This is a genomic window from Ancylobacter mangrovi (genome assembly GCF_024752355.1).
Classification (GTDB): domain Bacteria; phylum Pseudomonadota; class Alphaproteobacteria; order Rhizobiales; family Xanthobacteraceae; genus Ancylobacter; species Ancylobacter mangrovi.
This window is the reverse complement of the sequence record NZ_JANTHZ010000014.1, coordinates 36,412-60,915: the sequence shown is the minus strand read 5'-3', so window position 1 is coordinate 60,915 and position 24,504 is coordinate 36,412. Positions and strand designations below refer to the sequence as shown.

Annotated in this window: 19 protein-coding genes; 13 read left to right on the top strand and 6 right to left on the bottom strand. The window is 71.5% G+C overall.

Features of this window, described 5'->3' with window-relative positions; translation table 11 throughout:
• Positions 1-287: 287 nt before the first annotated feature.
• The 8 genes from NVS89_RS21680 (at position 288) to NVS89_RS21645 (ending at position 9,564) form a co-directional block, all read left to right on the top strand.
• A complete protein-coding gene (locus NVS89_RS21680; RefSeq protein ID WP_258734859.1) occupies positions 288-1,934 on the top strand; it encodes a thiamine pyrophosphate-binding protein in 1,647 nt (548 codons plus the stop codon).
• Positions 1,931-4,123 carry an acetate--CoA ligase family protein gene (locus tag NVS89_RS21675; protein ID WP_258734858.1) on the top strand — a complete coding sequence of 731 codons (2,193 nt, stop codon included), beginning with the start codon at positions 1,931-1,933 and terminating at the stop codon, positions 4,121-4,123. The genes NVS89_RS21680 and NVS89_RS21675 overlap by 4 nt, the downstream gene beginning before the upstream one ends.
• Positions 4,124-4,218: 95 nt before the next feature.
• Complete coding sequence (locus tag NVS89_RS21670; protein WP_258734857.1) at positions 4,219-4,668, top strand: tripartite tricarboxylate transporter TctB family protein; 450 nt, start codon at positions 4,219-4,221, stop codon at positions 4,666-4,668.
• A gap of 4 nt (positions 4,669-4,672) precedes the next feature.
• A complete protein-coding gene (locus NVS89_RS21665; protein ID WP_258734856.1) occupies positions 4,673-6,172 on the top strand; it encodes a tripartite tricarboxylate transporter permease in 1,500 nt (499 codons plus the stop codon).
• A gap of 92 nt (positions 6,173-6,264) precedes the next feature.
• Positions 6,265-7,245 (top strand): asparaginase, encoded by a 981-nt coding sequence (locus NVS89_RS21660; protein WP_258734855.1) that lies wholly within the window; start codon positions 6,265-6,267, stop codon positions 7,243-7,245.
• A gap of 22 nt (positions 7,246-7,267) precedes the next feature.
• Positions 7,268-8,146: a polysaccharide deacetylase family protein gene (locus NVS89_RS21655; RefSeq protein ID WP_258734854.1), complete on the top strand. Its 879-nt coding sequence runs from the start codon at positions 7,268-7,270 to the stop codon at positions 8,144-8,146.
• Between the two features lie 7 nt (positions 8,147-8,153).
• Complete coding sequence (locus tag NVS89_RS21650) at positions 8,154-8,471, top strand: hypothetical protein (RefSeq protein WP_258734853.1); 318 nt, start codon at positions 8,154-8,156, stop codon at positions 8,469-8,471.
• Entirely contained in the window at positions 8,464-9,564 is a 1,101-nt protein-coding gene (locus NVS89_RS21645; protein WP_258734852.1) for a CobW family GTP-binding protein, read from the top strand. The genes NVS89_RS21650 and NVS89_RS21645 overlap by 8 nt, the downstream gene beginning before the upstream one ends.
• Here NVS89_RS21645 and NVS89_RS21640 read toward each other — a convergent pair.
• Positions 9,555-10,193 (bottom strand): TetR/AcrR family transcriptional regulator, encoded by a 639-nt coding sequence (locus tag NVS89_RS21640; RefSeq protein ID WP_258734851.1) that lies wholly within the window; start codon positions 10,191-10,193, stop codon positions 9,555-9,557. The two genes, NVS89_RS21645 and NVS89_RS21640, sit on opposite strands and share 10 nt — an antisense overlap.
• A gap of 104 nt (positions 10,194-10,297) precedes the next feature.
• Here NVS89_RS21640 and NVS89_RS21635 point away from each other — a divergent pair, with 104 nt between their 5' ends.
• On the top strand, positions 10,298-11,830 hold the full coding sequence (locus tag NVS89_RS21635; RefSeq protein ID WP_258734850.1) for an FAD-dependent oxidoreductase: 1,533 nt from the start codon (positions 10,298-10,300) through the stop codon (positions 11,828-11,830).
• A 108-nt stretch (positions 11,831-11,938) separates the two neighbouring features.
• Positions 11,939-12,352: a GFA family protein gene (locus NVS89_RS21630; protein WP_258734849.1), complete on the top strand. Its 414-nt coding sequence runs from the start codon at positions 11,939-11,941 to the stop codon at positions 12,350-12,352.
• A gap of 33 nt (positions 12,353-12,385) precedes the next feature.
• Here NVS89_RS21630 and NVS89_RS21625 read toward each other — a convergent pair whose 3' ends face one another.
• The gene (locus NVS89_RS21625) at positions 12,386-12,688 is read right to left on the bottom strand and encodes a DUF6295 family protein (RefSeq protein WP_258734848.1); all 303 of its coding nucleotides are present in this window, start codon (positions 12,686-12,688) and stop codon (positions 12,386-12,388) included.
• Positions 12,689-12,717: 29 nt separating this feature from the next.
• The gene (locus NVS89_RS21620) at positions 12,718-13,467 is read right to left on the bottom strand and encodes a dienelactone hydrolase family protein (protein ID WP_258734847.1); all 750 of its coding nucleotides are present in this window, start codon (positions 13,465-13,467) and stop codon (positions 12,718-12,720) included.
• Positions 13,468-13,631: 164 nt separating this feature from the next.
• On the opposite strand from NVS89_RS21620, the gene NVS89_RS21615 reads away from it, so the two are divergent.
• Positions 13,632-15,191: a S10 family peptidase gene (locus NVS89_RS21615; RefSeq protein ID WP_258734846.1), complete on the top strand. Its 1,560-nt coding sequence runs from the start codon at positions 13,632-13,634 to the stop codon at positions 15,189-15,191.
• 26 nt (positions 15,192-15,217) lie between these two features.
• Here the strand turns inward: NVS89_RS21615 and NVS89_RS21610 are convergent, their stop codons facing one another.
• Entirely contained in the window at positions 15,218-16,663 is a 1,446-nt protein-coding gene (locus NVS89_RS21610) for an MFS transporter (RefSeq protein WP_258734845.1), read from the bottom strand.
• Between the two features lie 754 nt (positions 16,664-17,417).
• Between NVS89_RS21610 and NVS89_RS21605 the strand changes: the two genes are divergently transcribed.
• Both NVS89_RS21605 and NVS89_RS21600 read left to right on the top strand, forming a co-directional pair.
• Complete coding sequence (locus NVS89_RS21605; protein WP_258734844.1) at positions 17,418-20,300, top strand: ATP-binding protein; 2,883 nt, start codon at positions 17,418-17,420, stop codon at positions 20,298-20,300.
• Positions 20,301-20,368: 68 nt separating this feature from the next.
• Entirely contained in the window at positions 20,369-21,676 is a 1,308-nt protein-coding gene (locus NVS89_RS21600) for an MFS transporter (RefSeq protein ID WP_258734843.1), read from the top strand.
• A gap of 12 nt (positions 21,677-21,688) precedes the next feature.
• Here the strand turns inward: NVS89_RS21600 and NVS89_RS21595 are convergent, their stop codons facing one another.
• On the bottom strand, positions 21,689-22,351 hold the full coding sequence (locus tag NVS89_RS21595) for an Isoquinoline 1-oxidoreductase subunit (RefSeq protein WP_258734842.1): 663 nt from the start codon (positions 22,349-22,351) through the stop codon (positions 21,689-21,691).
• 2 nt (positions 22,352-22,353) lie between these two features.
• On the bottom strand, positions 22,354-24,504 hold the full coding sequence (locus NVS89_RS21590) for a xanthine dehydrogenase family protein molybdopterin-binding subunit (RefSeq protein WP_258734841.1): 2,151 nt from the start codon (positions 24,502-24,504) through the stop codon (positions 22,354-22,356).

Below are 24,504 nucleotides of genomic sequence, written 5' to 3'. Positions count from 1 at the left end.
CGCCCGGCCGGGGCGCCGCCAGGTCCGGCCGGCGCCCCGATCGGCAGAGTGACAGGCGGGAATGCCTTCGATTAATGCGAAAAATGTATGAAAATATCGATAGTTGAACAATTCAGCATGAAGCTTCGCATCCCGCGCCGGATCCGCGGCGCCGCCGGCCGAGCCGCGCCGGGCGGCCCCGTCCGCCGCGCGGGCCGTGCCCGACCTGCCCAGTGAAATGGAGTGTCCATCGTGCCCCCTTCGGTAAATCTCGACCCGTCCACGGCATCGGCCCGGGAGGTCTCCTCATGGGCGTGATGGGACACGACCTGCTCGGGCAGGCCCTCAAGCAGCAGGGCGTCGACACCTTCTTCTTCATCATGGGCGCGCCGATGTCGTCCGGCGAGAAGGCGGCGATCAATCTCGGCATTCGCGGCATCGACGTGCGCCACGAGCAGGCGGCGGCGATGATGGCCCATGCCTATGCCCGCGTCGCCAACCGCCCCGGCGTGTGCATGGCCTGCTCCGGGCCCGGCACGCTCAATTTCGGCACCGGCCTCGCCACCGCGCTGGTCGACGGCGTGCCGGTGGTGGCCCTCGGCGGCTCGAGCCCGATCGGCGAATATGGCCGCGGCGCGTTCCAGGAGTTCGACCAGCTCGCCGCCATGCGCCCGCTGGTGAAATGGGCCGACCGGGTCTACGAGGCGCACCGCATCCCCGAGATCGTGAACCTCGCCTTCCGCCAGGCGCTGAGCGGCAAGCCCGGCCCGGTCTATCTCGATTTCCCGAGCGACATCCTCTACGCCGAGGTCGACGAGGCGAAGGTGGTGTGGCCGAAGATCCCGCCCGACGGCCATCGCAGCCGCCCGGCCGGCGATCCGGCGCTGGTGGCACAGGCGCTCGACCTTCTCGCCGGGGCGCAGCGCCCGGTCGTCATCTCCGGCAGCGGCGTGCTCTGGTCGGACGCGTCGGAGAGGCTCGCCGAATGGGTGGCCCATACCGGCATGCCGCTCTACACCACCCCGCAGGGGCGCGGCGTGGTGCCGGAGGATCACCCCGGCCTGTTCCCCAATGCCCGCTCGACCGCGCTGCGCGAGGCCGACGTGGTGCTGGTGGTCGGCACGCGGCTGAACTACGTGTTCGGCCAGGGCCAGGCGCCGCGCTTCGCCCGCAGCGCCAAGCTGATCCGCATCGACATCGATCCCGGCGAGATCGCCTCCACCCCGCAGGTGGAGCTCGGCATCGTCGGCGATGCGCACACCGTGCTCGGCCAGCTCATCGACGGCGCCGGCGAGCGGGTCGCCGCCGCGCGCTACGGCGCCTGGATCGGACGCCTGTCCGCCGTCGAGGAGGAGAAGGCCGCGAAGTTCGAGACCCAGCTCGCGACCGACCAAGTGCCGATCCACCCGCTGCGCCTGTGCAAGGAGATCCGCGACTTCCTGCCCCGCGACGCCATCCTCGCCGTGGACGGCCAGGAGATCCTCAATTACGGCCGCCAGTCGATCCCGACCTATGTCGCCCGCCACCGCCTCAATTCGGGGACCTTCGGCACCATGGGCGTCGGCCTGCCCTTCGGCCTCGGCGCCAAGGCGGCCAAGCCGGACGCGCCGGTGCTGGTGCTGCACGGCGACGGCTCGTTCGGCATGAACGGCATGGAGCTCGACACCGCGGTGCGCCACAAGCTGCCGGTGATCGTGGTCATCAGCCTCAATGGCGGCTGGACCGCCGACCCCGAGCGCATCAAGCCCGGCCGCGACCTCGGCTACACCCGCTTCCACGACTTCGCCAAGGCGCTCGACTGCGTCGGTGAATATGTCGAGCGCCCCGAGGACATCCGCCCGGCGCTGGAGCGCGCCGCCGCCGCCGTCGCGCAGGGGCGCACCGCCCTCGTCAACGTCGTCACCGACCACGACGCCCGCGCCCAGACGGTGCGTTTCACGAGGACGATGACATGAGCACGGCGCTCGCGAAGGCCCCCTCGATCGTTACCCAAGCCGGAGCCGACATGCCCGCCGCCCTCGACTTCCTCAAGCCGCGCTCGGTCGCCATCATCGGCGCCTCGCGCGATCCCTCCAAGCGCGGCAACCGGGCGATCCAGACCCTGCTCGACTGCGGCTATGCCGGCACCATCCTGCCGATCAATCCGAAGGAGACCGAGATCCTCGGCCTCCCCTGCTACCCCGACCTTGCCTCCGCGCCGGGGGAGATCGACCTCGCCATGGTGTGCACGCCCGCGCGCGTCGCCCCCGAGGTGATCGCCCTGTGCGGCGAGCGCGACGTGCACGGCGCGCTGGTGCTCGCAGGCGGCTTCAGCGAGGCGGGTCCGGCCGGTGCCGAGCTCGAGGCCCGCACGCTCGCCGCCGCCCGCAAGGGCAATGTCCGGCTGATCGGGCCCAACACCAACGGCATGTTCGACGGCCATACCGGCCTCAACCTGACCGGCTGGCCCAGCGTCTACGCCGGCGGGCTCGGCGTGCTGTCGCAGTCGGGCAATGTCGCGCTGTCGCTGCTCGCCCAGAGCCACCAGAACGGCCATGCCGGCTTCAGCACCTTCGTCGGCGTCGGCAATGAGGGTGACATCCGGTTCCACGAATATCTGCGCTTCTTCGGCGACGACCCCAACACCAAGGCGGTCATCGTCTATGCCGAGGGCTTCAAGGACGGGCGCGCCTTCCTCGAGGCGGCGCGCGAGGTCGCCCGCCGCAAGCCGGTCGTCCTCTACAAGGCGGGGCGCACCGACCAGGGCGAGGGTGCGGCACGCTCGCATTCGGGCTCGCTCGCCGGCAACTATGTCGCCGCCAGCGCCGCGCTGCGGCAGGCCGGCGTGATCCAGGTCGAGCGCTCCGACGAGATGTTCGTCGTCGCCGACCTCGTCTCGCGCACCGGCGGGCGCCCGACCCGAGGCGTCGCCGTACTGTCGGAAGGCGGCGGCCCGATCTCGCAGGCGGCCGACGCGCTGGCCGAGCGCGGCCTCGACCTGCCGCCGCTGGCGGAAGCGACGGTGGCGGCGCTGCAGACGATCACGCCCAACGCCTCTCAGCTCTCCAACCCGATCGACGCCGGCGGCGGCACCGATCCCCATCCGCGCTACATGCCCGCCTGCGCCCGAGAGATCCTCGCCGACCTAGCCGTCGATGCGTTGCTTATCGTCGGCTATTTCGGCGGCTACCAGGTGCGCTACGGCGCCTCGCTGCGCGAGATCGAGAACGAGGCGGCCCACCAGCTCGTCGCGCTCGCCCGGGAGCACGGCAAGCCGGTCGTGGTGCAGTGCCACTATGCCGAGTTCCCGACCGAGGCGATCGCGATCCTGCGCGAAGGGGGCATCGTCGTCGTCCGCTCGATCGAGATCGCCGCCGCCGCCCTCGCCGCCGCGCAGCGCTTCCACGAGGTCTCGACGGCGCCGATGGACGAGGCGAGCGCGCCCACGCCGGCGAGCGCAGAGGCGGCGCAGCTTGCCGCCGCCGCCCGCACCGAGGGCCGCAGCGCGCTGCTGGAGCCGGAGGCGATGCAGGCCCTCGCCGGCGCCGGCGTCGCCATCCCGCCCTTCGCGCTGCTGCGCGCGCCCGCGGACGCCGCGCGCCTGCCGGCTGAGCTCCTCGCCGGTCCGGTCGCGCTCAAGATCGTCTCGCGCGACATCCTGCACAAATCCGACGTCGGCGGCGTGCGGCTCGGCATTTCCGGCGCAGCTGCGATCGAGGCCGAGAGCGCCGCGCTGCTCGCCCATATCGGCGCCACCTGCCCCGGTGCCGACATCGCCGGCGTGCTCGTCACCCCGATGGCGGGCAAGGGGGTCGAGGTGGTGATCGGCGTGACCGAGGATCCCCAGTTCGGCCGCCTGCTGATGTTCGGCCTCGGCGGCGTGTTCGTCGAGATCATGAAGGACGTGGTGTTCCGCACCCTTCCCGTCAGCCGTTCCGACGCCCGCGAGATGCTGGACCAGATCCGCGGCCGGGCGCTGCTCGAGGGTGCGCGCGGCATGGCGCCGGTCGACCGGGAGGGACTGGTCGAACTCTTGCTTGAGGTGTCGGCACTGGCGATGTCCGCGCCGGACTTCGTCGAGATCGATCTCAACCCGGTCATCGTCAATGCCGAGGGCTGCGCCGTCGTCGACGCGCGCATCCTGCTCGCGGGGGACGCGGGCTAGCGAGGAAGCTTTTCGACAACCGGACCGCCCCGCACAAAGCATCCGTCAGCGATGCGCGGACCCGGCGGACAGCACCGAGAACCAGAGGTGGACGAATGTTGCAACGCGCTTTCAGAAGGCAGGATACCTGGGCCGGGCTGATGTTCCTCGGCGTCGGCATCGCCGCCCTGTGGATCGGGCGGGACTATCCGACCGGCACCGCCACGTCGATGGGCCCGGGATTCTTCCCGGACCTGCTGAGCTTCCTGCTGTGCGGCATCGGCGCGCTGGTCACCCTGCGCGGGCTGATCGCCGACGGCGAGAAGATCACCGGCACCGCGCTGCGCCCGTTCCTCGTGCTCGTCGCCGTCGCCCTGTTCGCGCTCGCGGTGACGAGCGGCGGGCTGGTGCCCGCCATCGTCGTCCTCACGGTCGTGGGCGCCTGCGCCGGCCACGAGTTCCGCCTGCACGAGGTCGCCGCCCTCACCCTCGCCCTGGCGGTGTTCTCGGTCGCCGTCTTCGACTGGGCGCTCGGCATGCACCTGCCGCTCTGGCCGGCGTGGTGACGTGATGGACGCGCTCTCCCACCTCGTTCTCGGCATGACCGTCGCGCTCACGCCGATGAACATCGCCTACTGCTTCGTCGGCTGCCTGCTCGGCACGCTGATCGGCGTGCTGCCCGGCCTCGGCCCGGTGCCAACCATCGCGATGCTGCTGCCGCTGACCTTCAACCTGCCGCCGGAAACCTCGCTCATCATGCTGGCGGGCATCTATTACGGCGCCCAGTATGGCGGCTCGGTCTCGGCCATCCTGGTCAACCTTCCCGGCGAATCCACCTCGGTCGTCACCTGCATCGACGGCTACCAGATGGCGCGACAGGGACGGGCCGGGCCGGCTCTCGGCATCTCCGCCATCGGCTCTTTCTTCGCCGGCTGCGTGGCGGCTCTGGTCATGTTCCTGTTCGCCCCGCTGCTGTCGAAGGTGGCGCTCAGCGTCGGACCGACCGACTATTTCTCGATGATGGTGCTCGGCCTCATCAGCGCCGTGGTGCTCGCCAGCGGCTCGCTGCTGAAGGCGGTCGGCATGGTCATCCTCGGCGTGCTGCTGGGCACGGTCGGCACCGACCTCAACACCGGCATGCGCCGCTTCACCTTCGACATCCTGTCGCTGTCCGACGGCATCGACTTCGTCATCATCGCGGTCGGCCTGTTCGCCTTCGCCGAGATCCTCGCCAACCTCGCCCAGGGCGAGAAGCGCGAGGTGTTCACCTCCCGCCTCGGCCGGGTGCTGCCGAGCCGGGACGACATCCGCCAGGCGGCGGGGGCGATCGTGCGCGGCACCTTCCTCGGCTCGCTGCTCGGCGTGCTGCCGGGCGGCGGCGCGCTGCTCGCCTCCTTCGCCTCCTACACGGTGGAGAAGAAGATCGCCCGCGACCCGAGCCGCTTCGGGCGCGGCGCCATCGAGGGCGTGGCGGCGCCGGAATCGGCCAACAATGCCGGCGCGCAGACCTCCATGGTGCCGCTGCTGACCCTCGGCATCCCGCCCAACGCGGTGATGGCGCTGATGCTCGGCGCGCTGACCATCCAGGGCATCACCCCGGGCCCGCAGGTGATGAACTCCGATCCGCGCCTGTTCTGGGGGCTGATCGCCAGCCTGTGGATCGGCAACATCATCCTCGTCATCCTCAACCTGCCGCTGATCGGCATCTGGATCCGGCTGCTGCGCGTGCCCTACCGCATGCTGTTCCCCGCCATCCTGCTGTTCTGCTGCATCGGCGTGTACAGCATCAACCACGAGCCCAACGACCTCCTGTTCGCGGCGGTGTTCGGGGCGGTGGGCTACGGCTTCGCCAAGGTCGGCTGCGAGCCGGCGCCGCTGCTGCTCGGCTTCATCCTCGGCCCGCTGATGGAGGAGAACCTGCGGCGCGCGCTCCTGCTGTCGCGCGGCGACGCCGCGATTTTCATCACCGAGCCGCTGAGCGCAGCACTGCTGGCGGCGGCGCTGATCCTGCTGGTGGTGGTGGCGGCGCCCTCGGTACGGCGCCGGCGCGAGGCTGCGTTCCAGGAATAGGACGGGAAGGACGGGCGCCGCGAGGCGTCCGCCGTTCCGGCCTCGGGGTCCATGCGCGGCGCGGCCGCGACGTCGACGGGAGTGCCTTCGACATGGCGAAAGTCGTGGTCCTGAGCACGGGAGGCACCATTGCCTCCCGCCTCGACCCGGAGCATGGCGACATCCGTGCGGTGGTCGGCGGCGCCGAGCTCGTCGCCGATCTCCGCGGCCTGCCGGACGGGCTCGATATCGAGGTGGTCCAGCTCTTCAACCTCGGCAGCTATGCGCTCGGGCTCGACGACGCTTTCCGCCTCGCCCGGGCGGCGGACGAGGCGCTGCGCGCGCCGGACGTCTCGGGCGTGGTCGTCACCCACGGCACCGACACGATGGAGGAGAGCGCCTTCATGGCCGAGCTTACGGTGGGCTCGGACAAGCCGGTGGTGTTCACCGGGGCGCAGCGGCTCGCCGAGGAGCCGGATCGCGACGGTCCGCGCAACCTCGCCGCCGCGATCCGCCTCGCGGCCGACCCGCGCCTGCGCGGCTTCGGGGCGATGATCGCCTTCGACGAGGAGTTCCACGCCGCGCGCGACGTCACCAAGACCCACACCTCGCGGGTCGGCGCCTTCCAGTCGGCCGAGCACGGCAAGCTCGGCGACGTCGACGGCGCCCGCATCCTCATCTACCGCACGCCCCGCGCGCGTGCGCCGTTCGACGTCGAGCGTGTCGAGCCGGCGATCGAGCTCGTCAGGCTCGCCATGGGCTGCGGCCCCGGCTTCTTCCACGCCGCGCGAGACGCCGGCGTGCGGGGCATCGTGGTCGAGACGTTCGGCCGCGGAAACGTGACGCCCGGCGCGCTCGAGGGCATCCGCGCCTGCGTCGCCGTCGGCCTTCCGGTGCTCGTCACCTCGCGCTGCCCGCAGGGGCGGGTCGAGCCGATCTACGGCAATGGCGGGGGCAAGGACGTCGCGCAGGCCGGCGCGATCTTCGCCGGCGACCTCAGCGGCATCAAGGCACGCATTCTGCTTTCGGTCCTGGTCGGGGCCGGAGCGGCGATGGACGAGATCGTCGCGGCCGTCGGCCGCATCGCAGACTGAACCCGCATCCGAGGAGGAGCAAATGGCGAAGGAAATCCTGTGTGCTTTCGGCGTCGACGTGGACGCGGTTGCCGGCTGGCTCGGCTCCTATGGCGGCGAGGATTCGCCCGACGACATCTCGCGCGGCCTGTTCGCTGGCGAGGTCGGCATCCCGCGCATGCTCAAGCTGTTCGAGCGCCTCGGCATCAAGACCACCTTCTTCGTGCCGGGCCATTCGATCGAGACCTTCCCCGAGCAGATCAAGGCGGTGGCCGAGGCCGGCCACGAGATCGGCGTGCACGGCTACAGCCACGAGAACCCGATCGCCATGACGCCCGAGCAGGAGGAGACGGTGCTCGACCACTGCATCGCCCTCATCACCGAGGTCACCGGCAAGCGGCCGACCGGCTATGTCGCGCCGTGGTGGGAGTTCAGCGCCGTCACCAACGAGTTGCTGCTGAAGAAGGGCATCAAGTACGACCACAGCCTGATGCACCACGATTTCCAGCCCTACTATGTGCGCGTCGGCGACAGCTGGACCAAGATCGACTATTCCAAGCACCCCTCGGCCTGGATGAAGCCGCTGGTGCGCGGCACCGAGACCGACCTGATCGAGATCCCCGCGAGCTGGTATCTCGACGACCTGCCGCCGATGATGTTCATCAAGAAGTCGCCCAACAGCCATGGCTTCGTGAACCCGCGCGACATCGAGCAGATGTGGCGCGACCAGTTCGACTGGGTCTATCGCGAGCACGACTATGCGGTCTTCACCATGACGGTGCATCCCGACGTCTCCGGCCGCCCGCAGGTGCTGATGATGCTGGAGCGGCTCTTCGCACATATCAGTTCGCATGAGGGCGTGCGCTTCACCACCTTCGACGCGATCGCGGACGATTTCGCCCGCCGCTCGCCGCGCCGGTGAGCGCGCCATGTGCGGCCTGTGCGGCGTGCTGGGCGGCGCCGCCCACTGGAGCGAGGGCATAGGCGGGCGCGATGGCTCCGGCACCGCGCGCCCGTGGCTACGCCGCCAGGCGCGCCAGCGCTCGGTCGCGCTCGCCAACGAGATCCTGCGCCGTCACCGCGTCACCGTGCGCGACTGGCAGGGCACCTCCTTCACCGTCACCGGCCCGACCGGCCGGGTGGAGATCGCCGCCGACCTCGGCGAGCTGTGGGTCCGGGTGCAGGCGGTGACCGGCCGGCCGCTCGACCCGCTCGACCCGGCGCTGCTGGAGGCGCTGGATGGATGAGACGGCGCCAATCCCCGTCAACATCGTCACCGGCTTCCTCGGCAGCGGCAAGACCACGCTGCTGCGCCACGTGCTGGCGCATCCCGCCTTCGCCCGCGCCGCGGTACTGATCAACGAGTTCGGCGAGATCGGCCTCGACCATCTCCTGGTGGAGCGGCTCGATCCCTCCACCGTGCTGATGGAGAGCGGCTGCATCTGCTGCACGCTGCAGGAGGACCTGCGCACGGGCCTGCGCAACCTCCACGCCCGCCGCGCGCGCGGCGAGGTTCCCCGCTTCGACCGCGTGATCATCGAGACGACGGGCCTCGCCGACCCTGCGCCGGTGATGGCGACGGTGATGAACGACACCATGCTGCGCCATCACATGCGCATCGGCAGCGTGGTGGCGACGGTCGACGCCGTGAACGCGCCCACCAGCCTCGGCCGCTTCGCCGAGAGCCGCAAGCAGGTGGCGCTGGCCGACCGCGTGCTCCTGACCAAGGTCGACATCGCCGACGAAGCCCAGTGCGTGCGCGCCCATGAGCACGTAGCCGCGCTCAACCCGCATGCGCGCATCGAGCGCACGGTGCAGGGCGCCGCCGGGCCGGACGTGCTGGCGGGGATCGGCAGCGCCGATCCGGCCGAGCGCAGCGCCGAGGCGCGGCGATGGCTCGACGCCGCCCTCTCCGGCCGCGCCCGGCTGCGCACCGGCCCGGCGCCGGAGATCGCCCGCGCGCGCCTCGCCCGGTTCCATGGCGAGGACGGTACGGAGGCGGACGAGGTGCGCACGCTGGTGGTCACGCTGGACGAGCCGGTCGAATGGACCGCCTTCGGCCTGTGGCTCAGCCTGCTGGTCGAGCGCCACGGCGACAAGATCCTGCGGCTCAAGGCGCTCTTGAACGTCGAGGGCTCGCCAACGCCGGTGGTGGTGCACGGCGTCCACGCCCTGCTGCATCCGGCCGAGCATCTCGAGCGCTGGCTGGACGAGGGGCGCCAGTCGCTGCTCGTCTTCATCGTTCAGGGCCTGTCGCCCGCCCTCCTCGAGCGCTCGCTGCGCAGCTTCCTGAAGCTCGGCGCGCGGGTGCGGGAGGCGGAGACCGCCGGTCAGGCGTAGGGCGTGCCGGCCATCGCCGCCTTCACACCGGCCGTCCCCCGATCGACGATGGCGAGGAACAGCGCCTGCGCTTGCCCGGGATCGCGCCCCTGCCGGGCGGCCCGGTGGGCCTCGATGAAGGCGGCGCCCCAGGTCGCGAGCAGCAGGTCCGCCGCGAGCCGGGCATCGGCATCGCCGGCCGCGCGCCCCACGCATTCCGCCAGCGCCGCCGCCACCAGCCCGGCCAGTTCATCCCGGATCGCCCGCGCGCGCGCCTTGAGCGTCTCGCTGCGCTCGATCGTCTCCATGAAGCCCCGGCTCCGGGGGGAGAAGTCGACATAGGGGCTCGCCTCGGCGACCAGCCGATGGGCAAGGAGGCGCAGCGTCTCGACCGGCGAGATGCCGGGATCGCGCCCGCGCAGGGCCTCGCGCAGGAGGTCGCGCCCCTCCTCGTCGCGGTCGAAGAACATGTCCTCCTTGCGCGGGAAGTGGTTGAACACCGTCATCCGCCCGACATCGGCGGCCGCCGCGATCTCGTCCACCGTGACGTGATCGAAACCACGTTCGAGGAACAGGCGCGTGGCCGCCTCGGAGATGGCCTCCCGAGTGGCGAGGCGCTTGCGGGACCGGCGGTCGGAGGGCGTGGTCATGGCCCCGCGATACCACGCTGACTGTACCGAGTACATATTTACATTGACACGTCGCCACCATCGCTTCAGATATATACTGAGTACATGTTTGTATCGGATATATCATGGAAATGGTGGATGTCGTGGTCGTCGGCGCCGGCCCGGTCGGGCTGCTGACGGCGATCGAGCTGACGGTGCATGGCGCACGCGTCATGGTGCTGGAGCGGCTCGCCGCCCCCAGCACGGCGATGAAGGCCCTGTCGGTCGGAGCGCTGGGAAGCGAAGCCTTGCAGCGCCGCGGCATGGGCGCCGCCCTCGCCACCGCGGAAGCACGCAGCCTCGCGGCGATCGCGGAATTCTCCGCGCAGAGCGGGACCGACCTCGCGAAGCGCGCCTCAAGGTTCAGCGGCCACTTCGCCGGCCTGCCGGTCCGCCGCGACCCGCAGGCCGAGCCGGATCGGTGCGCCCGCATGGTCGACCAGCCGGCCGTCGAAGCGATGCTGGGCGAGCGCGCGCTGGCCCTCGGGATCGACCTGCGGCGCGGCTGCGACGTCACCCGCGTCACGCAGCAGGCGGACGGCGTCGAGGTGGAATGGACCTCGCCGGCCGGCGCGGGGCATCTACGCTGCGCCTATCTCGTCGCTTGCGACGGCGGGCGCAGTTCCATCCGCAAGATGGCCGGCTTCGCCTTCCCCGGCACGACGCCGACGCTCACCATGTACCAGGCGATCGGCGAGATCGATCATCCCGAGCGGCTGCTGCCGGTCGGCTGGAACCGCACCCCGGGCGGCGTGTTTTCCTGCGGGCCGTTCCCGGGCCGGCTGTTCATGCTGGACTTCTCCGGCCCGCCGGCGGACCGGGACGCGCCGGTCACGCGCGAGGAGATCGACGTCGTCCTGCGGCGCGTCAGCGGCGCCGATGTCCGCGTGCGGCGGCTCGAAAGCGCCAGCCGGTGGACCGACCATACCCGGCTCGCCGACAGCTACCGCCGCGGCCGGATACTGCTTGCCGGCGACGCGGCCCACATCCATCCGCCCTTCGGCGCCCAGGGCCTCAATCTCGGCCTGGTGGATGCGGCGAATCTCGGCTGGAAACTCGCCGCCGTGCTGCGCGGCGACATGGCGGACGCCTTGCTCGACAGTTACGACGACGAGCGGCGCCCGGTCGCCGAGGCGGTTCTGGCCAATACCCGGGCGCAGGTGGCGCTGCTGCGGCCCGACCCGCAATCGGGCGCCATGCGCGACCTCTTCGCGAGCCTCATGCAGTCCGACGACGCCACCCGGTTCATCGCCGGAATGATGAGCGGGCTTTCCACCCACTACGACCTGGGGCCGGGACCGGACGAGCTCGGACGGCTGCTCGGCGACCGTCGGATCCGCGCCCGCACGGGCGAATTTTCGCTTCACGAGCTGATGGCGGACGGGAAATGGGTCCTTCTCGACGCCTCGGGCGGGCAGGAAGCCTCCCTTCTCGCCGCCGCCGCGACGGACGGCATACGCTGCGTCGCGCTCGAGGACAGCCCCTCGCTGCTGATCCGTTCCGACGCCTGTGTCGCCTGGGTCGGCGAGGCGGGCGGCATCGGGGGATTGCGCGAGGCGCTCCGGCGCTGGTTCGCGCCCGTGCCGGAGGCCGCCTGCCCGGAGCCGTCCCGGGCCTGATCCGTTTCACCGGATTTTACGACTTCTCACTGCGCCCGGAGCGCCCGCCCCGCTAGAGTCCGACGCGGATGCACGAGGGGAACGCCGTCGGCGCACGGAGAGGTCACCATGACGAAGAAGCACACCGCCCGCTGCGCCTGCGGCGCGACCACCTTCGAGTTCGACACCGACCCGACCTTCGTCGCCGTCTGCCATTGTCTCGACTGCAAGAAGGCGTCCGGCGGCGAGGCGGCGACGTTCTTCGGCGTGCCCGAGGAGGATTTCACCCTGACCGGCGGCCGGCCCCGGGCGTTCCACTACATCGCCCGATCCGGCAAGGGGCTGGACCGGAACTTCTGTCCCGATTGCGGCGCCAGGGTCTTCTCCTCCAATCTGGAGAGCTTCCCCGGCACCGTCTTCGTCACCCTCGGCAGCCTCGACGATCCCGCCGGCATAAGGCCGATGCTGGAGATGTTCACGGCGCGCCGGCTCGGCTGGGCGCCGCCGCTCGACCTGCCGCAATTCGAGTACATGCCCGAGTGAGCCCGCCCACCGCGTTCCGGCGGACGGCGCCCCTCACGCTGCCTCGACGAGACCCGGCGTCCTACGGCCGCGCACTTCCGCCTCCTCGAAATCGGCGGCGGTGATCGCCCGGTCGAGCGCGGCCAGCAGCTCCCGGGCGCTCTCCAGCGTCAGCTCGATGCCCGCCCGCGCGCCCGGATCGAGACCGGCATTGATGAAATCGAGCGTGATGACGTCGGCATGCGGCGCGTGGCGGGCATGGTCATAGGCGACCACCGCCTGCGTCAGCGCGAACCACTCCTCGCCGCGCTTGGCCATACCGTCCGCGCCGATGATCTCAACGATCGACGTGCACATGCTGCACCTCCCTGTTCGCCGAAGGACTGCTAGCCGGCCAGATGCCGGCCGAAGAACGCGAAGATCCGGCCCCAGCCGTCCATCGCCTGCTCGGGCCGGTACATCGGCCGGTGCCAGTAGAAGAAGCCGTGGCTGGCGCCGTCATAGCGGTGGAACTCGTAGCTCTTGCCGTGCTTCTTCAGCTCCGCCTCGTGCTGGTCCACCTGCTCAGGACTCGGGGCGCGGTCCTCGTTGCCGAACAGGCCGATCAGCGGGCAGGAGAGCCCGGCCGTCAGCGTGATCGGGGCCACCGGCGTCTTCTCGTTCAGCTCCTCCGGCGCCATCACCACGCGCCCGCCCCACAGCTCGGCGCAGGCGTCGACGTCGTCCTTCCGGCAGGCATAGAGGAAGGCGTGGCGCCCGCCGGAGCAGGAGCCGAACAGGCCGACCTTGCCGTTGTGCCCCGCCTGCGCGCGCGCCCATTTGACCGCCGCCGCGGTGTCGCCGATCACCTGCGCGTCCGGCACGCCGCCTTCCGCGCGCACCCGCGCGGCGACGTCGTCCGGGTCGCCGGCGCCGGCGCGCTCGTAGAGATTGGCGCAGATGGCGAGATAGCCGTGATGGGCGAAGCGCCGCGTGGTCTCGATGTAGAACTCGCTCCAGCCGGGCAGGTGATGCACCAGCACCACGGCGGGGAAAGGCCCGTCTCCCTCCGGGCGGGCGACATAGGCTGTGATCGGGGTGCCCCCGTCACCGGCGAGGGTGACGTTCTCGCAGCTCATGCCTCGGTAGAATGACATCCCGGTTCCTCCGTCGTTGGCGCCGATTAAGATGGTCATTTCCGGCCAAGGCAACATGACGAGTGCGTGAGCCGGCGCCCTCGCGGTGCGAATGGGGCTTGGCTCATTCATTATCGCCTTGTTGCCGCCCTATGCAGGCCGACCGGACTGGCATCGAGGTTCCCATGCGGTTTCATGCGTCACTGACCCTTGCCCGCGTCGCGCTCATCGCCGCGGCCGCGCTCGCTCCCCTGACCGGCGCCTGGTCGCAGGAAGCGCCGCCCCGGCACGGACCGGGTGCCAGCGCGGAGCAGGATGCGCGGAAGGCCGGCCCTTCCGCCGGCCTGTCGCTGCCAGCCGATTCGGTTACCCAACACGAGCTGGTGCTGGGCGATCGCACGCTGCGCTACACCGCGACCGCCGGCTCGCTGCCGGTGCGCGACACCAGCGGGCGCAAGCTCGCCGACATCGCCTATGTGGCCTATGTGCTCGACCGCGGCCCGGACGAAGACCCGGTGTCGCGCCCCGTCACCTTCGCCTTCAATGGCGGGCCGGGGGCGGCCTCGGCCTATCTCAATCTCGGCATGATGGGCCCGCGGCGGCTACGCGCGGGCGGACAGGGCGATTCCCCCTCCAGCCCGCCGCTGCTCGTCGACAACGCGCAGAGCTGGCTCGACTTCACCGACCTCGTCTTCGTCGATCCGGTGGGCACCGGCTTCAGCCGCTTCGCTTCCGAGCGCGACGAGGACCGCAAGCTGCTCTGGTCGGTCGAGGGCGACTACAAGTCGCTCGCGCGGGTCGTCACCAACTGGCTGCGGCAGAACAACCGGCTGGCCTCGCCCAAATTCCTCGTCGGCGAGAGCTATGGCGGCTTCCGCGTGCCGAAGATCGCCCGCGAACTGCAGACCGGCGACGGCATCGGCGTCTCCGGGCTGGTGATGCTCTCGCCGGTGCTCGACTTCACCTATGAGCGCGACAGCCGCTCCTCGCCGCTGAAATGGGTGGTGCCGCTGCCCAGCATGGCGGCGACCCGGCTGGAGCGCGAGGGCAAGCTCTCGCCCGACGCGCTGCACGCGGCCGAGAGCTACGCCACCGGCGACTATCTCGCGGACCTCATGAAGGGGCCGCGCGACCGGCAGGCGGTCGCGCGCATGACCGACCGGGTGGCGGCGCTGACCGGGCTCGACCGCGACGTCGTCGAGCGGCTCGGCGGCAAGGTCGACACCCGCACCTTCCTGCGCGAAATCGATCGCGACCGGCAGATGGTCGCGAGCCCCTATGACAGCAACGTCGCCGCGCTCGATCCCGACCCGGACTCCGCCCGCGACCGCGCGCCCGACGCGGTGCTCGACGCCCTCACCGCGCCGCTCACCAGCGCGATGCTCGACTATTACGCCAACGACCTGAAGTGGCAGCCGGAGGGGCGCTACTTCCTGCTCAACGACCAGGTCAGCCATCGCTGGGACTATGGCGAGGGGCGCGGCGACCGCGAATCCATGAGCGAACTGCGCGACGTGCTCGCGCTCGACTCGCGGGTGCAGGTGATCGTGGCGCACGGCTTCACCGATCTGGTCACGCCCTATTTCGAGAGCCGGCTCCTGCTCGACCAGCTTCCCGCCCTCGGCGATCCCTCCCGGGTGCGGCTGGAGCTATTCCCCGGCGGCCACATGTTCTACTGGCGCGACGGCTCGCGCGCGGGGCTCCACGACGCCGTGCGCTCCATGGTCGAGGCCCGGCAGGACTAGGGGCGGCATGCCCGCGCCGGCAGGGGCTACATCCCCTCGCCGGCGTCGTGCGGCAGGCGGGCGAAGCAGGGCACGGCGAGCAGCACGCCGGCCGCCGCCACCAGAAAGCCGACATGGAACTGCGGCAGCCCCGCGCTCGCGCTGCCGGAGAGCATCACCGCGAGCTGCAGCGTGCCGGCGATCACCGCCACGCCGAGCGCCTGCGGTAATTGCTGGGCGGTGGCGAAGATCGGCGTCGCCGCCGACATCCGCTCCGAGGGCACGTCGACCAGCGCCAGCGCCCCCATGGTGGTGAGCGAGATGGTGCGGGTCACGCCGTTGAACAGCACGAGCAGGAACACCGCCGGCATCGCCCACCCCGGCTCCAGCAGCGAGAAGCTGGCGATCGAGGCGGCATAGACGAGCGTGTTCACCATCAGCACGTGGCGCATGTTGAGCACCCGGATCGCGAACCGCACCATCGGCTTGGTCATGAACGCGCCGAGCGCGCTCGCCAGCAGCACGCCGCCGCTGCGCGTCGCCGAGAGGCCGAAGCCGATCTGCATCGACAGCGGGATCAGGAACGGCACCGAGGCCATGCCGATGCGCACGAAGCAGCCCGCCAGCATCGTGGCCCCGAAGGTCGGGATGCGCAGTATGTCGAGATCGACCAGCGGGTGCGGGTGGCGGCGGGAATGGCGCACCAGCACAAGCGCCAGCACCACGCCGCCGGCGAGGCAAGCCGCCGGCACCACGGCCGGCACCAGCCCGCGCCCGATCGTCTCCAGCCCGCCGACGATGGCCGCCAGCGACACCGCCACCAGCACCATGCCGGTGACGTCGAGCGGCGGCGGCCTTTTGGTCGGCACGTCGCGAATGTAGCGCGCGACCATGGCGATGCCGGCGATGCCGATCGGGATGTTGATCCAGAACACCGCGCGCCAGGAGATCAGGTCGGTCAGGAAGCCGCCGATCAGCGGCCCCATCACCGGCCCCACCAGCGCCGGCGTGGTGAGCCAGGTGGTGGCGGTGAGGAATTCCTCGCGCGGCACATCGCGCAACACCAGCAGCCGGCCGATCGGGATCATCATCGCCCCGCCCACGCCTTGCAGCGAGCGGAACAGGATGATCTCGGCGAGGCCGTTGGCGGTGCTGCACAGGGCAGAGGCGATGGTGAAGCAGATGATCGCGGTGATGAAGAGCCGCTTGGCGCCGAACCGGTCGGCCAGCCAGCCGCTCACCGGCACCGAGACGGTCAGCGCCACCAGATAGGCCGTGATCGCGCCGCTGAGATGAAGCGGCGGCAGCCCGAGGTCGCGCGCCATGGAGGGCAGCGCCGTCACCACGGCGGTGCCGTCGAGGTTCGACATGAAGATGGCGCAGGCGACGATCACCGCCTTCAGCCGGGTGCCGGCGGCCGGCCCGGGCGGGCGGGCGGCGAGCGGTGCGACGGCGGCGTCCGTCGGCTCGGAGCGGACTAGCGGCTTGTGCATCGGCGGACCGGCCAGAGCGCGCGCATGGCTTTCTCCCGGCGCCCCGGCCGGGCCGGAACGCCTCCCTTCGGCCAGGGCAGGGCGGAAGAAACTTTCGTCGCCGTGGTCGGACTCGATGCCGCTTCGTACCGGCCCTCGGGCCATCCGGCAATATGGCGCGCTCACGCAATGGGACGGGTATGGCCCGGCGGCATCACGTGACGCAGGAGGAGGTGGCGCGGGAGGTCGGCGCCTCCGATCCGGCGGCCCGAGTCGGGCGACGAAGGCGGCGAGGACCCCGGCGTAGTCGGGGTGCCAGCGCGACAGCGCCGGACGGTTCTAGACGATGGCGCCGGCGGGGAGATGGCGGCATGGTCATCAGCACTCGCCGTCGCCTAAGCGCGCCTCCAGCGCCTCGACGAGCGCGCCCAGCCCCTCGCGATCCGAGACGTCGACCGGGAAGGTCCCGAGCTCGGCGGTGGCGGCGTGGTGCCGGCGGCCCGGCAAAGCGAGGTTAGCGTCGCCCCCTTGCCCGGCCCCTCGCCCCATGCCCCGCGACGGGCCCGCCGGCTGCCCGCCCTCGTTGTGGTAACCTTGCGCCATCTCCCGCCATAAGGCATGCTTTTTACTCATGGATCGAGCCGATGCGCGGAGCTGATGGACTTTGGGAAAAGGCCATCGGGGCCAGCTGCTTGAAGGCTGCGGGGCGGTTGCAGGCATGGGACCACAGCCGACGGAACCGGACGATCGCGCGTTCATTTTCGGCCCGTACCGATTGCATCCCAGCCGCCAGAGCCTGAGCCGCGACGGCGTGCCGGTGCGCATCGGCGCCCGCGCCTTCGACCTTCTCACCCTGCTCGTGCGCCGCTCCGGCGATCTGGTCAGCAAGAAGGAACTGCTGCAGTTCGGCTGGCCGGACACCTTCGTTCACGAGGGCAACCTCAAGGTGAACGTCGCCGCGCTGCGCCGCGTGCTGGCCGGGACCGAAAGCGACGCCTCCGACGCGTCCTATATCGCCACCGTGCCTGGCCGCGGCTACCGCTTCGTCGTCCCGGTCGCGGTCGAGCCGATGGCGCCGCCCGCCGAACCCTCGCTGCCGACCGCCCCCGCCGCCCCTGTGCATTCGAGGACCCTGCCCGCGCTGCGCCCGCTGATCGGGCGCCGACAGGACATCGCGCGGCTGGCCGACCGGCTCGCCGGCGCGCGCTGCCTCAGCATCGTGGGGCCCGGCGGGGTGGGCAAGACCACCGTCGCGGTCGCCGTCGCCCATGAGGCGCGGGCGGGCTTTGCCGACGGGATCTCATTCGTCGACCTGTCGACCATAGACGACCCGCAATACGTGCCGGCGGCGATCGCGGCCGGCATCGGCGCGCGGCAGGCCGCCGATGACGGGCTCGCGGGGATCATCGACGCGCTGCACGAGCGGCGCGTCCTGCTGCTGCTCGACAATTGCGAGCACCTCGCCCCCGCCGTCGCCGCGACGGTCGAGCGGCTGACGACGGCGCTGCCGCTGCTCACCGTGCTCGCCACCAGCCGCGAGCCGCTGCGCGTCGCGCCCGAATATGTGCACCGCCTGCCGACCCTCGAGGTGCCCGCCCCGGGCCGGGCCATGACGGCGGAGCAGGCGCTGGAATTTCCCGCCATCCGCCTGTTCGTCACCCGCGCCCGGGAGCGCTGCGACTACGCGCTCACCGATGCCGATGCCCCGCTGGTGTCGGCGATCTGCCAGCGGCTCGACGGCATCGCGCTGGCGATCGAGCTCGCCGCTAGCAAGATCGGCGCCTATGACGTCGCGACCCTGCTGCAGATGCTGGAGCAGCGCTTCCAGCTTCTCAGCAACGGCCCGCGCCAGGCGCCGCTGCGCCAGCAGACCCTGCTCGCCACGCTCGACTGGAGCTACCGCCTGCTCTCCGACGACGAGGCGACGCTGCTGCGCTTCCTTTCGGTCTTCGCCGGCGTGTTCCACCTGCAGGACGCGATCGCGGTGGCCGAAGCCGCCGGCCTCGCGCCCGCGCAGGCGATCGACGCCATCGAGCGGCTGACGGCGCGCTCGCTGGTCGCGGTCGAGTATCGCGACGGCGCGCTGCACTACCGCCTGCTCGACAGCACCCGCGCCTATGCGGGCGAGCGGCTGGCCGCGGCCGGCGAGCAGAACCGGGCGATGGCCCGCTACGCCCGGCACGTGCTCTCGCTGTTCGAGCGCGCCGACGAGCAATGGTCGTGGCGCGAGAAGCAGGAATGGCTGGCCGAATATGCCGGGCGGATCGACGACCTGCGCAAGGTGATGGCCTGGGCGTTCGGCCCGAAGGGCGGGAGCGGCGCCGGCGGGGATGGGCTGCCGGGCATCCGCATGCTTGGCGTCCGCCTCACCGCCGCGGCCATCCCGCTGTGGGACGAACTGTCCTCCGTGGCCGAGGCCCGCGCCCGCGTCGACAGCGCCCTGCTCGCGGTCCGCGAGATCGGCGACTGCCCGGCCGAGTTGAAGATGAAGCTCGCCGCCGCCCGCGCCTCGGGCATGAACTTCGCCCAGACGCTGGTGCCGGAGACCGAGGCCGCCTGGCTCGACTGCTACCGGCTGGGGGTGGAGGCGGACAGCCTCGAATACCAGCTTCGCGGCCTGTGGGGGCTGTCGATCTACCTCGTCTTCACCGGCCGCCCGCTGGAGGCGATCGGGCGGCTCGGCGAATTCATGGAGCTCGCCGAGGCGCATGCCGACTGGTCCGCCATCCATGAGGGCGAGCGGGTGCTGGCCATGGCCGAGACCTATATAGGCCGGCTCGCCAGCGCCCGGCAGCGGCTCGACCGGCTCGCCGCCTATTACCGCCAGCCCAAGGAGCGCGCGCGCATCGCCCGGTTCCAGCTCGACCGGCTGGTGGCGATCGGCTGTTCACTCGCCTTCCTGCTCTGGCTCACCGGCGGACCGGCGCGGGCGGCGCGCGTCGCCGAGGACGCGGTGGACCGCGCCGACGCCATCGGCCACATCGTCTCGCAGTCGAACGCGCTGGCGTTCGGCGCGATACCGATCGCCCTGTGGTCCGGCGACGAGGACGGTGCGGCCCGGTTCCAGGCCATGCTGGAGGACAATCTCCGGCGCGAGAACATCGCCGTCTGGAGCCCGCTCGGCCGCTTTTTCCGCAGCGCGCTCAGGGCCCGGCAGGGCGCGCCCGGCGGGGTCGCCGAGATGAAGGCGCGGCTCGCCGAGCTGATCGCCGGGCGGTTCGTGGTGCGCGCGCCGATGTATCACTGCATGCTCGCCGAGACCCTGCTCGCCGCCGGCGAGATCGAGGAGGCGCGCGGCGCGGTCAGGGATGCGCGGGCGAGCGTGCAGGCGCAAAGCGAGATGTGGTGCCTCGCCGAGGTGCTGCGCCTCGACGGGCTGGTCCATCTGCGCGCCGGCCGGCCGGAGGAGGCCGAACGGCTCATGGCCAAGGCCATCCGCGCGGCGCAGGAGATCGGCGCGCTATCGCTCGAGGTGCGCGCCGCCCTCGCCCTCGCCGCCAAGCTCGAGGCCGAGTGCCGGCTCGGCGAGGCGTTCGAGGTGCTTGAGGCCTGCCACGCCCGCTCGTCCGGCGACTACGACTTCGCGGACCTCGCCGCAGCGCGCGAGCGCCTGCGCGAAAGGCTGGGCAAGCGGGGCCAGCAGACCGCCTCGGCCTGAACGGCCCGGCGAGCACAGGAGCGCGCAGGCCGCCCGCCTGCCACCGGCCCGCCGGCGGAAGGAATGCGATGACGCCCGACCACGCCCTGCCGTCCCGCGCCCGCGCCTGGACGATGGTCCTGCTGCTGACCCTGGCCTACACGGTGTCCTTCGTCGACCGCATGGTCATCAGCCTGCTGGTCGAGCCGATAAAGACGGACCTCGCGCTGAGCGACACCGAGCTCTCGCTGCTGCAGGGGCTGGCCTTCTCGATCTTCTACTCGACCATGGGCCTGCCCTTCGGCTGGCTGGTGGACCGCGCCTCGCGCAAATGGATCGTGGTGGCCGGCGCCACCGCCTGGTGCCTGTCGACCGTCGCCTGCGGCCTTGCCGGCTCGTTCGGCCGGCTGTTCCTCGCCCGGGTCGGGGTCGGGGCAGGCGAAGCCTCGCTGTCGCCCGCCGCCGTGTCGATGATCGGCGATTCCTTCCCGCCCGAGCGGCGCTCCCTGCCGCTCGGCGTCTATGTCGGCGCCGCCTCGATCGGCTCGGGACTGGCGCTGATCGGCGGCGGAGCCGTCATCCGCGCCGTGGAGCAGGCACCACAAATCGAGTTGCCGCTCTTCGGCATCGTGCGTTCCTGGCAGGCGACCTTCATCATCGTCGGCCTCGCCGGGCTGATCGTGCCGCTGCTGATGGCCATCCTGCGCGAGCCGGCCCGCCGCGCCGAACCGCAATTCGCCGATCGCCCGCAGGCCGTCACGCTGCTCGGCTGCCTCGCAGCCCATCGCCGCTTCTTCGCCTGCCAGTACGGCGCGATCGCGCTCTACGGCGCCATCGCCTTCGGCCTGCTGGCCTGGATCCCGGCCTTCTTCATCCGCCGCTTCGGCTGGAGCGCCGCCGAGACCGGCCTGAAATTCGGCCTCGTCCTGCTCGTCGCCGGCGTACTCGGCTCCTTCGCCGGCGGCGCGCTGGCGAGCCGCGCCCGCGGACGTGGGCTTGCCACCGCCAATATCGATATCGCGCTGCCGGCCATCGCGCTGGTGGCGCCGCTCGCGGTGACGGGTTTCCTGGCGCCGAAGGCGGGCACCGCGCTCGCCTTCCTCGCCCTCGCCTGGGCCTGCTATTCGCTGCCGGTCGGCCTGCTGATCGGCGCCATCCAGGACGTCGCGCCGCCGCGCCTGCACGGCCGGACGGCGGCGGTCTACTACCTTGTCATCGGGGTGCTCGGCCTGACCTTCGGCCCGCTACTGGTGGCGCTGCTGACCGACCACGTCTTCGTGCGCCGCGAGGAGATCGGCCACTCGCTCGCCGTCGTCGCGGGGCTGCTGGCGCCGCTTTCCGCGCTCGTCATGTTCATGGGGCGCGGCGCCTATCGCCGCGCGTTGAGCGGCGCCTGACGGGCCGGAGCGTCACGAGGGGCAGTGCGCCCCGGTCGCGATCCAGGCCTCGATCAGCGCGCCGAACGCTTCCTGCGTGCCCGGCGCCGGCTCGCGTCCCGCGCCCGGGTGCCAGGCCCAGCCGACCAGATGGTCGGTGCCCATATGCTTGAGGATGTCGGCGAGCGAGCGCCCGCCATTGCGCGCCGGGTCCTTGATCTGGCGGCAGATCTCGCCGAGCGTGAGCCCCTGCCAGGCCATGCTCGCCGGCGCCAGCAGCCACTGCTCGGCGCCCGGCACCGAGCCGACCCGGGTGCCCGGCAGGGTCGTGTTCTCGAAGCGGTGGCAGGAATGGCAGTTCAGCCCGGCGACGCCCATGCCGCTCTCGCTCGCCTGTATCGGCGGCATGTGCGGGTGCAGGTCGTCGCCCTGGGTCGGGCTGCGGGTGGCCGGATGGCAGTTCATGCAGCGCGGATCGGTGATGACCCGCGCCGCCTCGGTGAACAGCGCCCGCGAGCGCGCATCGGTGGCGGCTATGGAGCGGAACTCGGCGACGCTCTTCAGCGCCCCGCCGCCCGAGGCCGCAGGGTCGCCCGACGAGCCGCTGGCGACCGCGATCATGCCGGTGATCGCCGCTCCCGCGACCAGCGCCACCAGCGCGGCACGGCCGGCTTCACGCAGCTGTTGCCCCCGCATGGTCAGCTCCCGCTGAGTTCGGCGGTGTCGATCGGCAGCGCGCGCAGCCGCTTGCCGGTCACCGCGAAGATCGCGTTCATCAGCGCCGGCGCCACGCCCGGCGTGCCGAGCTCGCCGATGCCCCCCGGCGCCTCCCCGCTCTCGATGACATGGACCTCGATCTCGGGACATTCGTTGATGCGCAGCACCGGCTGGTCGTCGAAATTGCTCTCGACCACCGCGCCCTGCTCGATGGTGAGCCGCCCGTAGAGCGCGGCGCTGAGCCCGTAGACGATGCCGCTCTCCACCTGCTGGTGCAGCACCTCGGGATTGACCGCCTGCCCGCAATCGACGGCGCAGACGATGCGCTCCACCTTCAGCGCCCCGTCCGGGCCGACATGGACATGCGCGATGGTGGCGGCGAAGCTGCCGAAGGCCGCCATCAGCGCGACGCCGCGCCCGCGCCGCGGCCCGAGGTCCCCGCCCCAGCCGGCCTTGCCGGCAGCGAGCTCGAGCGCCGCCAGCAGGCGCGGATTGCCGGAGAGCAGCCGGCGCCGGTACTCCACCGGGTCGATGCCGGCGAGATGGGCCGCCTCGTCGATCCCGCCCTCGATGGCGGGCGCATTGCGGGTCGGGCCGACGCCGCGCCAGTTGCCGGTGAGCATGCCCTCCGGCGCCTCGTGGCGAGCGAATTCGACCCGCTTGTTCGGGATGCGATAGGGGCTCTCGGCGGCGTCGATGATGTCGAAATCGACCCCGTCCTTGAAGAAGATCGGCAGGAAGCGGGCCATGATGGCCGGCCCCACCACCCGGTGGCGCAGCGCCACCGGCATGCCGTCCGGCCCGAGCCGGATGTCGATCCGGCTGAGGTTGAGGTAGCGGTAGGAATCGTGCCGCACGTCCTCCTCCCGGCTCCACACCACCTGGACCGGCCCCTCGACCTGCTGCGCCACCCGCACCGCCATGGTCACGCCGTCATGGTCGAGCCGGCGGCCGAAGCCGCCACCGAGCAGGTGGTTGTGGACGATCACCTTCTCGACCGGCAGGCCGGTCACCTCGGCGGCGGTCTGGCGGGCGCGGCCGGCGACCTGCGTGCCGACCCACACGTCGCAGGAATCGGGGCGCACATGGACGGTGCAGTTCATCGGCTCCATGGTCGTGTGCGGGAGAATCGGCATGCGATAGACGGCCTCGACGACCGGCCCGCCGGTCGCCGCCTCGACATCGCCCTCGTTCACCGCCACCAGCGCGTCGCCCGCCATGGCGGCGTCGGCGCGGCGCTCCAGCTCCTGCGTGGTGAGGCTCGCATTGGCGCCGCGGTCCCAGTCGATGCGCAGCGCCGCCAGCCCCTTGCGCGCGGCGCCGGTATGGTCGGCCACCACCGCCACCGCGTCGCTCAGACGGACCACCTTTCGCACGCCCCGCACCTTCAGCGCCTCGGCGTCGTCGACCGAGCCGAGCGTGCCGCCGAAGGTCGGGCAGATGCTGATGGCGGCGAAGGCGACGCCCGGCGGCCGGGCGTCGAGCCCGAACCGGGCGGTGCCGTCCACCTTGGCCGGCGTGTCGATACGCCGGGCCGGCTTGCCGATCAGCCGGAACGCGCTCGCCGGCTTCAGCGGCACGTCCTGCGGCACCGGCATGCCGGCCGCCTTCTGCGCCAGCTCGCCATAGGCGAGGCGCCGCCCGCTCGCGGCGTGGATCACCTCGCCCGACTCGGCGCGGCAGCTCGCCGCCGGCACGCCCCATCTGTCGGCGGCCGCCGCGACCAGCATCAGGCGCCCGGTCGCGCCGGCCTTGCGCATCGGCTCCCAGAAGCCGCGAATGCTCACCGAGCCGCCGGTTATCTGGTCGCGCAGCACCGGGTGGGAGTAGAGCGCGGGATTGGCCGGCGCCGGCACGGCGACGATCTGGTCGAGCCCGACCTCCAGCTCCTCGGCGAGCAGGGTCGACAGGCCCATATAGACGCCCTGCCCCATCTCCACCGAGGCGATGACGAGTTCGATGGGGCCGGCCGGCGGGATGCGGATGAAGGCGTTGAGCTCCGCCGCCTCGGCGGCCTGCGCCGTCCCGATAAGCCGCGGCGCGATGATAAGGCTGCCGCCGGCGAACAGCGCCGACACCACGAAGGAGCGGCGCGAGAGCCGCAGATCCCCGGCCCGGGCGAGAATACCCAT